At 52.3% G+C, this 13589-nt stretch carries 11 protein-coding genes and 2 tRNA genes; 3 read left to right on the top strand and 10 right to left on the bottom strand.

Going from position 1 to position 13589, the window contains the following annotated elements; translation table 11 throughout:
- Positions 1 to 28 precede the first annotated feature (28 nt).
- Genes pepN through CBR65_RS01710 form a run of 5 tightly spaced genes read right to left on the bottom strand, consistent with a single transcriptional unit; the run spans position 29 to position 5913 of the window.
- Complete coding sequence (pepN, locus tag CBR65_RS01730; RefSeq protein ID WP_087465262.1) at positions 29 to 2716, bottom strand: aminopeptidase N; 2688 nt, start codon at positions 2714 to 2716, stop codon at positions 29 to 31.
- A gap of 48 nt (positions 2717 to 2764) precedes the next feature.
- The gene (locus tag CBR65_RS01725) at positions 2765 to 3034 is read right to left on the bottom strand and encodes a YeaC family protein (protein ID WP_087465261.1); all 270 of its coding nucleotides are present in this window, start codon (positions 3032 to 3034) and stop codon (positions 2765 to 2767) included.
- Positions 3035 to 3071: 37 nt separating this feature from the next.
- Positions 3072 to 3953 carry a rhomboid family intramembrane serine protease gene (locus CBR65_RS01720; RefSeq protein ID WP_232461310.1) on the bottom strand — a complete coding sequence of 294 codons (882 nt, stop codon included), beginning with the start codon at positions 3951 to 3953 and terminating at the stop codon, positions 3072 to 3074.
- 58 nt (positions 3954 to 4011) lie between these two features.
- The gene (locus tag CBR65_RS01715) at positions 4012 to 5010 is read right to left on the bottom strand and encodes a metallophosphoesterase (RefSeq protein WP_087465260.1); all 999 of its coding nucleotides are present in this window, start codon (positions 5008 to 5010) and stop codon (positions 4012 to 4014) included.
- Positions 5011 to 5013: 3 nt separating this feature from the next.
- A complete protein-coding gene (locus tag CBR65_RS01710; RefSeq protein ID WP_087465259.1) occupies positions 5014 to 5913 on the bottom strand; it encodes an NAD(+) kinase in 900 nt (299 codons plus the stop codon).
- Positions 5914 to 6140: 227 nt separating this feature from the next.
- Between CBR65_RS01710 and CBR65_RS01705 the strand changes: the two genes are divergently transcribed.
- Positions 6141 to 6404: a hypothetical protein gene (locus CBR65_RS01705; protein ID WP_087465258.1), complete on the top strand. Its 264-nt coding sequence runs from the start codon at positions 6141 to 6143 to the stop codon at positions 6402 to 6404.
- Between the two features lie 99 nt (positions 6405 to 6503).
- Entirely contained in the window at positions 6504 to 7424 is a 921-nt protein-coding gene (locus tag CBR65_RS01700; protein ID WP_087465257.1) for a DUF1853 family protein, read from the top strand.
- On the opposite strand, the gene CBR65_RS01695 is transcribed toward CBR65_RS01700, so the two are convergent.
- From CBR65_RS01695 to CBR65_RS01675, 5 genes are all read right to left on the bottom strand, one after another.
- Positions 7385 to 8518: a cyclic nucleotide-binding domain-containing protein gene (locus CBR65_RS01695; protein ID WP_087465256.1), complete on the bottom strand. Its 1134-nt coding sequence runs from the start codon at positions 8516 to 8518 to the stop codon at positions 7385 to 7387. The two genes, CBR65_RS01700 and CBR65_RS01695, sit on opposite strands and share 40 nt — an antisense overlap.
- A gap of 129 nt (positions 8519 to 8647) precedes the next feature.
- Positions 8648 to 9619, bottom strand: coding sequence for a 1-aminocyclopropane-1-carboxylate deaminase/D-cysteine desulfhydrase (locus tag CBR65_RS01690; RefSeq protein ID WP_087465255.1), 972 nt, complete (start codon positions 9617 to 9619; stop codon positions 8648 to 8650).
- A gap of 11 nt (positions 9620 to 9630) precedes the next feature.
- Complete coding sequence (locus CBR65_RS01685; RefSeq protein WP_087465254.1) at positions 9631 to 11001, bottom strand: hypothetical protein; 1371 nt, start codon at positions 10999 to 11001, stop codon at positions 9631 to 9633.
- Between the two features lie 605 nt (positions 11002 to 11606).
- Positions 11607 to 11683 (bottom strand) — tRNA-Asp (locus CBR65_RS01680).
- A gap of 39 nt (positions 11684 to 11722) precedes the next feature.
- Positions 11723 to 11798: transfer RNA gene (locus CBR65_RS01675), tRNA-Val, on the bottom strand.
- Between the two features lie 250 nt (positions 11799 to 12048).
- On the opposite strand from CBR65_RS01675, the gene CBR65_RS01670 reads away from it, so the two are divergent.
- Positions 12049 to 13581: a nitrogen regulation protein NR(II) gene (locus CBR65_RS01670; protein ID WP_232461309.1), complete on the top strand. Its 1533-nt coding sequence runs from the start codon at positions 12049 to 12051 to the stop codon at positions 13579 to 13581.
- Positions 13582 to 13589 lie beyond the last annotated feature (8 nt).

Raw genomic sequence — 13589 nt, 5'->3', positions numbered from 1 at the left:
GAGAAGACCTTGATAATTTCTCTATTCATCAAGCAAGACTTTTACTTACAACCTCATATACATCCTTCGATAATTTAGGTTCAGCAAGGATTCTTTCCAATTCAGCCTTCATCAATGTCTGGCGTTGTGGACTGTATTTTTTCCACTTCGTTAAGGGCACCAGTAAACGAGAAGCGATCTGTGGATTCTGGGTGTTCAAGCGAACGACTTCATCGGCGAGGAAGCGATAACCCTCTGCCTTGCCATCCTGCAACGCGTGGAAGTTAATCGCGTTGGCGTTACAAAAAGTTGAAACAAGCGCGCGGATTTTATTGGGATTTTTTTCATCGTAAGCCGGGTGTTGTTGTAGTAGTTTGACCTTGGCCAAGGTATTGGGCAACGAACAGCTTGCCTGCACGCTGATCCATTGATTGACCACCAGGGATTCGTCTTGCCAACGTTGGTAAAAATCTTCCAGGGCTGATGTAGCGAGCGCTTGCGCGGTTTGCGAACGGCTGTTGACCAGTTGCGCGAGCGCATCCATACGGTCGGTCATGTTGTTTGCCTGACGATATTGTTGTTCACAGGCGTGAATCCATTGGTCGTCTTCCAGGAGCATCAGATAGGCCAGCGCGACATTTTTTAAACTGCGCGCGGCAATCGCCTCTGCGGTGGCGGCGTAGGCTTGTTGGTTGTCGTAGCGCTGGTAGATGCTGGCAAATTCTTCACGCAGTGATTCGGCGATGGCGCGGCGCACGCGTATTCTGCCGTAGTGGATGGCTTCTACATCGATCACATCTGCCAGCTCGCTGAGGTAGGCTTCCGAGGGTAGCGACAACATATAGGCGACCATGGCCTGATCGAGACTTGTGTCTTGCAAGAGGCTGCGGTAGGCGTCGATCAGACGGGCATCAATCGCCATTGAAGCGATATCATCTTTGCGTTGCCAGGCTTGTATAACATCGCCGATCACTTGCAGGGCCAATTGCTGGCTGGCGTCCCAGCGGCAAAAGCCGTCGTCGTCGCGGCTCATTAATAACATCAGCGCTTCGCGGGAATAATCGTAGTGTAATTTCACCGGTGCAGAAAAACCGCGCAACAGTGACGGCACCGGTTTTTCATTGACACCTTCAAAAACAAAGGTGTGTTCTGCGTCGGTTAATTCCAGCACGGTGTGCGTGTTATCTGCGGTTTCAAAATCCGGCACCTGGCCTTTGATTTTTAAGGGCAGATTACCGCCACTGCCTAGCAAGCCCATGGCGACCGGAATATGGAATGGTAGTTTGTTTTGGCATTCCGGGGTCGGTGGACAGCTTTGTTTGATGTGCAAGGTGTACTCGCGCGCATCTTCATCGTAGCTATCAGTCACCTGTAAACGCGGGGTGCCCGCTTGTGAGTACCAACGTTTGAATTGCGTCAGGTCGCGCCCTGATGCATCGGCCAAAGCGGCGACAAAATCTTCGGTAGTAACGGCTTGACCATCATGGCGGTCGAAATACAAATCGGTGCCTTTGCGGAAATCTTCTGGCCCCAATAAATTGGCCAGCATGCGAATCACTTCCGCACCTTTCTCGTAGATGGTCAGCGTATAGAAATTGGAAATTTCAATGTAGGATTCCGGCCGGATCGGGTGCGCCATAGGTCCGGCATCCTCGGCAAATTGGGCGGTGCGCAGCAAGCTGACGTCTTCCACTCGTTTAACCGTGCGCGATCCCATATCTGCTGAAAATTCTGCATCTCGGTAAACGGTAAAGCCTTCTTTCAAGCTCAACTGAAACCAGTCACGGCAGGTAACCCGATTGCCCGACCAGTTGTGGAAATATTCGTGAGCGACCACACCCTCCACACGCTGAAAACCGGCGTCAGTGGTGGTTTCCGGTTTGGCCAGTACACAGGAAGTATTAAAGATATTCAGGCCTTTGTTTTCCATGGCGCCCATATTGAAATCGTCTACCGCAACGATCATAAAGATATCGAGATCGTATTCGCGGCCATATACGTCTTCATCCCAACGCATGGCATTTTTCAGTGAGGTCATGGCGTGGTCACACTTATCGAGATCCTTGGCTTCCACAAAAATCTTTAAAGTCACTTCACGACCAGACGCCGTGGTAAAACGGTCTTCGATGTGTTCAAGATCACCTGCCACCAGTGCAAATAAATAACAGGGCTTTTTAAACGGATCGTGCCAGGTCGCAAAGTGACGGTCACTTTCCGCTTCGCCCTGTTCAATTAAATTACCGTTGGAAAGTAATACCGGGTAGCGTGTTTTATCGGCAACGATGGTGGTAGTAAATTCACTCATCACATCCGGTCGGTCGAGGTAATAGGTAATCTTGCGAAAGCCCTCCGCTTCGCATTGGGTACAGAACATGGTGCGCGATTTGTACAAACCTTCCAGCGATGTATTCACGTGCGGTTTTATGTCGGTTTGAGTTTGCAATACAAATTCTGCCGGCGGGTTGAACAAGGTCAGGTGTTCTTCATCCACCTGATACTCATCCTCCGATAAAGCGCGACCATCTATGCTGATGGAACGCAATTCCATCTCGCAGCCGTCCAATACCAACTGCGCGACGCCGTTGCCAGCGGCAGAGTTGCGACGCAGATGCAAGCTGCTGGTCACCGTGGCATGTTCTTCATACAGATCAACATGCAGTTCGGTTTTATCGATAACGTAATCGGGTACGCGATAATCTTTCAGGTGAATCGCTTGGGGTTGTTGGCTGGCATTCATAGAAAATTCCTGATTAGCAGCTTGCAAAAATAAGGTGGATAAAAACTCTTACAGCCATTTCAGCGGCTTGGGTTCATCCGGATGATCGTGGTCATGATCATCCGTACCGCAATGGGTATGCGGTTCCGGCTCGATATATCCGGTGTGTTGCTCCGGCGGTAAATGTTTCTGCTCGTAGGCAATCATGGCCTGCATGCAAAGCTGACGTTGTTCTGCTGACAATCGATTGCCATCGGGCCACTTGCCCAACTCAACGGCGCGCTTCAAACCGCGATAAATATCCGGCGTTAAACTGGAGAGAAGTTGTTGTACATCCATAAGGCATTCCAAAGAAATTTACGAATCGTGCAAAAAATTACAGGGTGATTGAATCTGTGCGCTTGCCGCGCGCCAGGATGCCCGACACAGCGCCCAGAATCATACCGGCAATCAGCCCGCCGAGATGCGCGGCATTGGCCACACTACCGTCAATAAATTGATCGACAATGCCGGTCATACACAGCACCAGCCAAAACAGCATAAAGCCAATAATACTGGCCGGCACCGCAAACAGCGGATGCGGTGCAAGTTGCTGGCGAATCCATAAAAAGCCCAATAGCGCATAAACCACACCGGACATGCCGCCAAACCAGGGCGAAGCTTCCCAAAAATATTGAGTGAGATTGGCGGCAATAGCCGTAATCACAAAGAATAATACGTACCAGCCTTTACCCAATCCCAGTTCCAACCGGCGGCCGAAATCCCACATCCACAAACTGTTAAACAAAAAATGAAACAACCCGAAGTGTAAAAACGCCGGAGTGACCAACCGCCAGACCTGACCGCCAGCAAGGGTTTCATTCAACGACATAAAGCTGCGTAAATCCGGCGCAACATCGAGCAACAAAAACCACATCGCCCAGACCTGACCGGTTTCGGTATAGATTAACAAGGCACCGACACCGCTGAGCAAAATTAACACCAGCGTAATCGGCGTCATCCAGAAAGGAATACCTCGGGGTTGCGGCTCTGTTTGTTCCATAGCGGAATCTTCCGCTGGCAACTGAACTTCACCGCGCAGGAAACCATCCACCAGTTGCCCCAGAGGTTCGACAAGCTGCGGGTCCTGCACGGCGACAACTTGCTGCCCATCCTCTTCGCTTACACGAAAAGGGAGGCCGCGATGTTCCAGGAAACGGGTCAGTTCGCTTAGATCCTGATCCAGCGGCAAATGTCTTACAGCAATCCAGTTCAACATTCAGTTTTGATACCAAGGTCAGTGTTGTTAGTGGCGCGTGAGTCGACGCAAGATTCCATCAGGGGTCCACATATTCCCACACATATTTGTGCGCACGCAGATGGGCTTCGCCGTCCATTCGATAGGCCACCAAACGCCCGTATTTCACCGCACTGTAATCCAGGCAGGCCACGTTGGGCGCAATGGGTTGCGGTTTTCCCTTGAGCCAGTAGTGCCCCACAAACAGCGGCGGCTGATCTGCGCCGTAATTGACCATCTGCTGGCGATGCTCCTGACTGATAGGTGCCACAGCAATATCCTCTGGCAAGGGATCAGGCTGAAACAGTAATTCCCCATAAGTCTTCGGCCGGGACACCCAAAATTTGGTGCGAAACGCGCTGCGTTCGTAACCGTCGTTGGACACAATTTTCACGCCGGGCGGTAAGGGGAGATCGACGCCGCCGGTGAGCCGTTGCTTGGTGTATGACGCCAGCGTACCGGGCTCGGCGGACGCATGGATAAAGTCCACATCAAAGTGACCACTGCCATACCGTTCTTGATGAGCAGCAATCAGGGCCTCATCCCAGCAGGCATGGACCACGCGAAAACGGCTGAAATCTGCACCCCCATCAATCTCAAGAAACAGCGGCAATGTCTTGAACCAGTCAATGAAGGCGCTCCATTCCTGCGGGTAGTTCGCGAACTGCTCCAGGGTTTCTGCTATCTGGCGTGTGTTGCGCGGCACATGGGGTCGCAGGTAATCGCGGCCACTACCGGACCGCCCCGGCGTACAGTAAGTGATGGCATTGAACTCGTGGTTGCCGATAACCATTTGCGCCTTACCCTGCTCCACCATGTCGTACACCAGATGCAGGGCTTCGCGAATGCGCGGTCCGCGGTCCACGATGTCGCCGACAAAGATAGCCCGACGTTTATCGTGTTGGTAGACGCCGCCGACTTTGTGATACCCCATCCGCTCCAGCAAACGCCCCAAGGTGACGGCACAACCGTGCACATCGCCGATCAGGTCATAACCTGACACGGGCGGTAATCTGTCTGTGGCGGTATCACTCGACATAAATCAATGGTTCAGCAAATGGCCACCCCAGCCTAACTTGGAGCGACAGCGTTCATAGAAATTGTGGTTCAGCGGATGAATCAGTTTCAGTGTGTGGGGTTTCTTACGGATATGGATTTCATCGGACGCGCCGATCTCGACATGCGTCTGACCATCACAAGTGACCATGGGCACGGCAGTATTGTGTTCGCCGACAATAATCTTGATCTCGCTATCCCCGGCGATCACCATGGGCCGACTGCTCAGGGTATGGGGGTTCATGGGCACCAGGACAATCGCATCCAGTTTGGGGTGCATGATGGGTCCACCGCCGCTCAGGGCATAAGCGGTAGAACCTGTAGGGGTCGAGACGATCATGCCGTCCGAGCGCTGGCTGGTAACAAAATAACCGTCGATATACAGCTCGAATTCAAGCATGTGAATAAACTGACCGGGGTGCAGTACCACGTCATTAAGCGCATCGCCACTGCCAATGGCCGCCCCCTGGCGCATAACCGTCATATCCAGCAGGAAGCGATTATCCACCACATATTTACCGTTCATGACTTCTTCCACGCGGGTTTCGATATCTTCCGGCGTGATATCAGTAAGGAATCCCAGACGACCGCGATTCACCCCCAGCAAAGGCACATTGTATTTCGCCAATGCCCGCCCGCTGCGCAACAGGCTACCGTCGCCACCCACCACGATCACCAGATCGCAGGTTTGGCCGAGCTCGTCGATGCCGACAATCTGCTGTGCACCTTCGACCAAATGCACATCGGTAATCAGGGCCGCCGTCTCGGATTCCAGCACAAACCGTTTGCCACGCTGCTGCAAAAAGCGGATCAACCGTTTGATGGAATAGATAGCGCGTTCACTATTGAGGTGGCCGATGAGTCCTACGGTCGAGAAGTGTGTCATGGGGTATCCATTTTCAGGTGTTCTTACAAGGCGGCCATTATAGCGGCTTCGTCGGTTGTGACGATTGAAAAAAGCGGTGGTTCCCGCCCTGAGGATCTGAACACAAATGCGGCTCCGATCACAGAGCTGCAAATTGTCAGACAAATCAGCAGGCAATATGTCACACAATTAATACCGTCTACCAGGGCAGCCGCTACTTTGACGCAGTTAATGCTGCCATCAATAACATGGGCAGCGGTACCGTCAACATCCGCAACGCCGGTGACAGCGGGCCGGACGGCGGTAATGTCTATGCCATCCGCCCGCGCGCAAATCAAATCCTGGACTTCCACGGACACCAGATCAACGCCAATGGTGGTGAACTGGTGGTGCCGATCCATTGTGACCGACGCGACAATATCACCGTCAGAAACCTGAATATTATCGGCAACCCGCGCTACGGTATGTGGTTTCGCGGCTGTTCCAATAACGGCTCTGCCGTGCGGCAATAATCCGGTGTTGTCATATAGATGTTAATGGCTAGCCGTTGTATCACGGGAACGTTGCTCACATAATCTCCGGTATCTGTAAAAGTCATCGGAGATTATGTGATGCGTTTTCAACACCAGGTTATTCGAGATCTCGCCTGGTGTTGTTCCAGCGCACCGCTATTGGCTGACCTGCCCGACCCACACATTGCCATCTGGCCGACCGACGCCATGATGGATATGGCGTGGTTAGTCGACCTCGACCAAAACCCTCAGGCTTTACTCACCGAACTCGCACAACTGAAAAGCACGCGCCTCGGCATCTATTACGAAACCCTCTGGCGGTTTTATTGGCAACAGCATCCGCATTACCACTTGCTGGCGCACAATTTACAGATTACCGATCAAGGCCAAACCCTGGGTGCGTTCGATTTTATTGTGCAAGCTGATGATGCCGTCTGGCATATCGAGACGGCGGTTAAATTTTATTTGGGTATGCCGACGAACGTACATTCCACGAGTGAGTGGGCGCAGTGGATTGGCCCCAACTGCAACGATCGCCTCGATATTAAACTGGCGCGCCTGCTAAACCACCAGCTGCCCTTGCGCTTCAATACAGCGAGCCAGAACACGCTGACCACACTCGCACCACCCGGCAGTAACTGGCGCAGTGCGTTATGCCTGCAAGGTTATTTATTCTATCCAGCCCATCAGGCCATGCCGAAACCACACAATGCTCACATGCACCATCAGCGGGGCTTGTGGTGGTATTTACGATATTTTTTGGATGAAGTTAAGGCACTGGATTATTGGATGGTGTTGCCGCGTCACCAGTGGTTGTCCGCCGCGCAAACCGATGACATCCATGCGCTGCTGTCGCGGGATAACCTGCGGGACTATTTGAGACATTGGGTAGGCGATCTGCATCGGCCGCAGTTGATTGCGGCCATGGAAAAAAACGACGGAATCTGGCAAGAAAAATGTCGCGGCTTTGTGGTGCCCGATCACTGGCCCTGGACTGAGACACCATCCCGCAACACATAATTGTGATGATCGTCCAACAGCGATTCCCAACGGGATTGGCCGAACAATTGCGCGCAATCTGCCAGCGCCAACGCCTTGTATCCCTGTTGTACCAACAAGTGCGCCGCCGCGCGACTGCGCCGCCCAGTGTCACAATAAAAAATATACAGCTTATCCTGGGATAACAAACGCGACTTGATGCTTAACACACGCAAAGGGATATTTACGGCGCGAATTAAATGTTTCTCGCTGTATTCTTCTTCACTGCGCACATCGACTGCCACAGCACCCTCGGCAATCGCTGCTTCAAATTGGTTAAGTTCCAAGGTCGCCACTACCGGTTCTTTCAACAACCGATAAAAATCCTGTTTGTCGAGACGCATCAATACACCATCACTGCGCATGGTGACCGACGCATTGCGCACGGTTTCGTTAACCAATGCGTCCTCCCCGAAGCAGCGCCCCACACTGATGTCGGCAATGTGTTGCCATTTGCCATCGATGTTACGTGTCACTTCAGCGTCGCCTTCCTTGATAAAGTAGCATTGATCGCCCACTTCACCCTGACGAAGAATCACATCACCGGAATACACCACCTGTGGGATCAGGCGCGCGAAAATATGTTCAACGCTGTGCGGAGGAACTTTGAAGAACAGGTTGGATTTCAATACCGTCATCATCCAATCCACGTCTTCATCCAGATCACGCTGGCGGGAAATAATCAATTGGAGATAGTCGGCAACTTCACTCCAGGTCAGCAGCTTATCCAACCGCTCACTGTCAATGCGCAACAGATTGCAATCGGTTTCCGCCACGGCGGTACATAAACGGGGTTGGTGGTGCGCAATGGGCATGAGTGAGGAGCGCCCTTTGATGAGCGTCTTGCTGCCGTCTTCTGCCACCAGCGCTACATCGCCGTGCAGAAGATAAATATGCTGATTGTCGTATTGGCCGTTGGAAAACAAGGTCTGGCCGGCAAACGCGACATCCACGGCGGCGTCATTTAGCAAAGCGAGCAAATGGCTCTCACTCATGTCTTTAAGCGGCACCAGTGTGCGAGTCAAATTCAAATCGAATTCGATGCGGGCGGGTATAGTGTTTTTATGTGCGTGCATGATACGACCTTGCCTCTCACTTCCAGTCTTATTGCTGACTGGCTTTTTTAACATCCGGATAATCGCCGACGGCTTATGGCCTGAATTTCATTTTTACCTGAAGTATTCAGATTTGTAAAAAACACGAGATTACACCAGCTGGCTTTGAAAGCCGCGCCGACCTTGCAGGCCACCGGTATGCACCACCACGAGGCGTGTCTCCGGTGCCCAATAATCCTGTGCAGCCAAACAGGCAATACCCCAAAACATCTTCAAACTATAGACGGGATCTAGCAGTATGCCGGTTTCAGCTTCAAAGTCGCGCCAGAAATCATTCACCCTCGACGGCAACTTCCTGGCATAGCCGCCAGTGTGATAGCCGCTGATCAAGCGCCAACGTCCACCCGATGTAGCGTCAGCGCTCGGAGATAAGCAGCACCGATAAAGGTGATTGATCTCACGCCCTAATGTGCCATCGCCCTTTAACACCGAAAAACCTATGGCAGTCTTATCATTCGGTAATGCGCTGGCCAAGCCCGCCAGGGTACTGCCTGTGCCGCAAGGCACGCAGACGACATCAAACGCATCGCCGAGCTGTTGAGTAATCGCCCAACCCATTACCGCTGCGCCGCGCGCGCCATTGAGATTGGCTCCGCCCTCCGGCACCAACAAGAAGTCGCCATAGCGCTCGCGCAATCGGTCCAACAGCTCATCGTTGTCAGAACGATATTCAGCACGCGGAACAAAACACAATTGCATATCCCAGGCTTCAGCATCCCGCAAGGTCGGGCTTAACTGGGTGGGGCGCTCTCCACGCACGACACCGACAGTGCGTATACCGGCTGCATGGCCTGCCGCGGCCAGCGCGTAAAGGTGATTGGAATAGGCTCCCCCAAAACTGAGTAACTGATTGACGCCCCGTTCGTTAGCCGCACACAGGTTGTAGAACAACTTGTAAAACTTGTTGCCACTCTGGTGCGGATCGATCAGGTCATCGCGCCGCACAATCAACTCAAGGCCATTCTGGTTGAGTGCCGGCCACGCTACCTTCTGCATAGGCACATCCAGCGCGCGCTGGTGCAATACATCGAGGTCCACACCTGCTTTTACCGCATCAATCATCAATCGTTAGCTCAACGTCGTTCAGCAACCAATTGATGCGGCAACACCTGGTGTTGATCACAGCGATCATGTTCACCTTCATGGAACTCCGAGGGCGTAGCCACGCGCGCGAGTGGTTTGTTACAACTCTGTCCGCGATGGTCAACGCCGGTACAGCGGGGTGTCTGGTAATGGGCAAGCCAGGCGGCATAAAGTGTTTCCGTTACACCACATTTGGCGGCAACGTAAGCTTGGGGATTATCGAGGTAACGGCTCATGTCATCCAGAGGTATGGCGATATTGCCGGCCCCCGGGTGAAAGGCCACAAAGTTGATGCCCGCGCGGGCCAGCCGGGCGAGTAGTTGATCACTGCCGTTGTTCAGCAGCGCCTGATTTTCGCGCCGCAGATGGGCAATCTCATCACGCAGATTTTTCTCTTGCTCGTGGCGGTAGAACAGCTCTACCTCACGCATGTCCAGTTTTTCCTGCAGTTCTGCGGAGACTGTTTTAAGCCGGGCTTCCAACTCCAGCGCAAAATTCTCCTGCATCGCCTGAATCTGGCTGTTTTCATCCATCTGCGCCGCTTTCAGTTTGTGACTGAAATATTCGCGCACACCGTCAAGCTTTTGCAGTTGCACATCCAGATCTTCTTTGAGGCTACGATTGCGCTCATCCAATTCCTGTCGGTTTTTTTGTACCTCCAACAACTCCTGCTGATAAGAATGCAAACGCTTTTGGTGTTCTTGCTGGATGCCCTGGATCTTGAGCTTTTGCTGGTTTTCGAGGGTGGCAATACGCAAACGCTGCTCTTTGATGACGTGGGCAAGCCGGTCGCGCAATTCCTTGGAGTATTGTTGATGCAGTTTTTGCTGAATTTTTTCCTGGATTTTCTGCTCGCGCCGTTGCTCCTGTGCGCGCTGCTCCGCCTCGACAGCAGCAGCCTTGTCGGCAGCAGCGGTTTTAAAGATCAGGCCCAGGCGATTGCCTTTAACTGCCTTGCGCATTAACACGAAACTGTTACAACCCGGCTGCATCTGCGGGTCCCACAAATTCTTGCGTTGCCATTCAATAGGACACTGACTGAAACAGGCCAGGCGAATGGTACCAGCGCCCAGATCCGGGCCGCGCGATGCCGCCTCCGCCAACTGCTGCAAAGGCACATTCCAGCGGCGGTCAATCATTCCCTTCGCGTCAAACTCAAGTACAAAGAATACGGCAGCGGTAATACACAGGCGGGAATTAATCCGCACATACACAGCCTTGGCCAGTCGGCCTGCGTAATCGGGCACCGGGATAAAGCCATCGAGAATCGCTTCAAACTCCGAATAAAGCATTTCACGAGTAATATGATCGCCGTCGAACAGGAATACCGCTTCCAACTGTTCCGAGGATTGGGTTTGCATAAAATCGATCCAGCCTGGGCTGTAAGGGGAGCTGTGGATGTTTACCAGTATAAGTCAGATATTAAATCCGCGCGGTTGGGCAAGTCAGGCGGAGCCATATTCCGCAGAATTTGCGACTTGAACGACGGAATTATGGTGCGCAGGTCAGGTTTTTGCTGTGAACCGCTCGGCAGTTATTGGCTTCGCTTATAGATGAAAAATCAGATGGGAGAAAATCAGCGGGAGATACAAGGGGGGAGGTAAACAGGCGAGCGCGCAGCACCAGGCTGCTTCACTCGCATCAGATATCAGAGTAATCCTCTGTTATCTCATCGTCGCCTTCGTCATAAATGACATCCAGCAGGTCTTCGATATAGTCTTGCATGATGATGCTCCTTGGTTAAAGTTCACCGGTTGCACTTCTTGCAGCCAGTGGTCATGTGACATCTCAGAAACTAAAGGATTCCTTTCCAAAAATCTACTCCAGTGATCCCAGATTAATGGCCGATGATGACAATTCTGTGTAACGAGGGAAAGTTTAGCCGCCAAAATGAAGAAAAGAGGAAAATCGGGGGGACCGGAAAAGCAAAAGCCCCGCATGAGCGGGGCTTTTGAAGGGAAATTCGTGGCGGACCGGACGGGACTCGAACCCGCGACCTCCGGCGTGACAGGCCGGCATTCTAACCGACTGAACTACCGGTCCGCAAAACTCTCAATCTACCTTCGTTGTTCAGTAACGAAGTGGTGGGCGGTACAAGACTCGAACTTGTGACCCATGCCTTGTAAGGGCATTGCTCTACCAACTGAGCTAACCGCCCCCGTTGAGAGGTGCGCATTCTACCGAAATCAGATGCCTTGTCAAACACTTTTATGCAAACCGCTATCATGTGCTACAAGCCGCTGATTTTTCTCGCAATTCATATCGCCGCGGACTATGTAATCAAGGCGGCGCACAGCGCTCGCGACGCTCATTTACCCCCTCGACAATTCCCACCGCTTTCCGGTTAGTTTTATTCGAGATTGCTGAGTAGAATGTGCCTTCTTATCTGCCCATTTCTGCGTGGTGTCATGCCCAAGCCTATCAATAACATCAGCGGTATCCTGCTTGCTCATCCTGTTTTTATGCGGCTGGGCGCGGTGGTGTGGCTTTACCTTATCAGCCCCCTGCCCGCGCTGGCCCAGCAAGAAAGTCGCGCTAGCGGCTATAGCAATATCCTGTGGCTGGTTATCACCCTGATGTTCCTGTTGCAAAGCTTGCTGATCATCGGCCTGCAACGCAGCCGCCTTAACAACAAACGGGCGCGCAAGGCATTAAAGGAATCCCAGCGGGAACTGGAGCGCAAGATTGCGGAGCGAACCGAAAGTCTGCATCAAACCAACAACCGCTTGCAGGATGAGATTGCCCGCCACGAAGCCACGGTGTTGTTATTGCGCGAAACCCAGGATTACCTGCACAGCATGATTAACTCCATGCCTTCGGTACTGATCGGTGTTACCCATCAAGGCTATGTGACTCACTGGAACGCTTCTGCTGCATTTAATACCGGCATCTCCGCCGATGAGGCATTGCATCGCCACTTGAACGAGGTTTATCCCAGCCTGCCCATTAGCCTTGCAACCATCAAGAAAACCATTGAAAGCGGTGCACCGCTGGTTAATGAAAACATGCAACAGGGCCAGGGCACAGAGGCACGTTACATGGACATGACCATTTATCCGCTGATTGCGGCCCAAGGCATAGGCGCGGTGATTCGAATCGATGACGTGACCCTGCGGGTCAAGATGGAACACGTGATGATCCAGAATGAAAAAATGTTATCACTGGGAGAGTTGGCGGCGGGCATTGCCCATGAAATCAACAACCCCATCGGGGCGATCCTGCACAGTGTGCAAAATATTTATCGCCGCACGTCCCCTGAGTTGGCATCCAATCACGAGGTGACAAAAAACCTGGGTATCAATGTGGAGCAAGTGTATGAATATTTGCGTGAGCGCAATATTTACAGCTTTCTCGAAGACATCAAAGAAGCCGGCGAACGCGCGGCCAAGATTGTCACCAACATGCTGGAGTTTTCCCATGTAAGCAATCGCAACACCAGCCTGATGGACCTGAAAAGTGTGATTGATCACAGTGTTGAATTAAGCATTAACACCGGTGAAGCAAAAGAACTTAAAGTTAAACCACCGAAGATTGTCAAAGACATTAGCACCGATTTACCTGGCGTGATGGGCTCGGCGCCCGAGATTCAGCAAGTCATTCTCAACCTGTTGCGCAACGCACGACAAGCGCTGGCCAGTGACCTGCAAAATAACGCTGAGCCGCAGTTCAAACCGACCATCAACATTCGCGCCCACGCGGAAGCAACACATGTGGTGATCGAGGTGGAAGATAATGGTCCCGGTATGCCGGACAGTGTTAAAAGTCACATCTTTGAGCCTTTTTACACCACCAAAGAAGTGGGCAAAGGGACGGGCCTGGGGTTGTCGGTGTCTTACTTCATCATCACCGAGCACCACAAAGGAAAGATTGAAGTGGATTCGACGCCGGGCAAGGGAACACGCTTTACGATTCGCCTGCCTTTACCCGATAAAAAAATGTGACCCGGGAG

Origin of the sequence: Cellvibrio sp. PSBB006, assembly GCF_002162135.1 — a bacterium.
Taxonomy (GTDB): Bacteria; Pseudomonadota; Gammaproteobacteria; order Pseudomonadales; family Cellvibrionaceae; genus Cellvibrio.
Note: the sequence above shows the minus strand (reverse complement) of the source record. Positions and strands in the feature narration are given on the sequence as shown.

Coding starts and splice junctions, on each gene's coding strand:
- CBR65_RS01705 (WP_087465258.1), top strand. CDS start 6,141: ATGGGCAGCGGTACCGTCAACATCCGCAACGCCGGTGACAGCGGGCCG.
- CBR65_RS01720 (WP_232461310.1), bottom strand. CDS start 3,953: ATGTTGAACTGGATTGCTGTAAGACATTTGCCGCTGGATCAGGATCTA.
- CBR65_RS01710 (WP_087465259.1), bottom strand. CDS start 5,913: ATGACACACTTCTCGACCGTAGGACTCATCGGCCACCTCAATAGTGAA.
- pepN (WP_087465262.1), bottom strand. CDS start 2,716: ATGAATGCCAGCCAACAACCCCAAGCGATTCACCTGAAAGATTATCGC.
- CBR65_RS01715 (WP_087465260.1), bottom strand. CDS start 5,010: ATGTCGAGTGATACCGCCACAGACAGATTACCGCCCGTGTCAGGTTAT.
- CBR65_RS01700 (WP_087465257.1), top strand. CDS start 6,504: ATGCGTTTTCAACACCAGGTTATTCGAGATCTCGCCTGGTGTTGTTCC.
- CBR65_RS01670 (WP_232461309.1), top strand. CDS start 12,049: ATGCCCAAGCCTATCAATAACATCAGCGGTATCCTGCTTGCTCATCCT.
- CBR65_RS01690 (WP_087465255.1), bottom strand. CDS start 9,619: ATGATTGATGCGGTAAAAGCAGGTGTGGACCTCGATGTATTGCACCAG.
- CBR65_RS01695 (WP_087465256.1), bottom strand. CDS start 8,518: ATGCACGCACATAAAAACACTATACCCGCCCGCATCGAATTCGATTTG.
- CBR65_RS01725 (WP_087465261.1), bottom strand. CDS start 3,034: ATGGATGTACAACAACTTCTCTCCAGTTTAACGCCGGATATTTATCGC.
- CBR65_RS01685 (WP_087465254.1), bottom strand. CDS start 11,001: ATGCAAACCCAATCCTCGGAACAGTTGGAAGCGGTATTCCTGTTCGAC.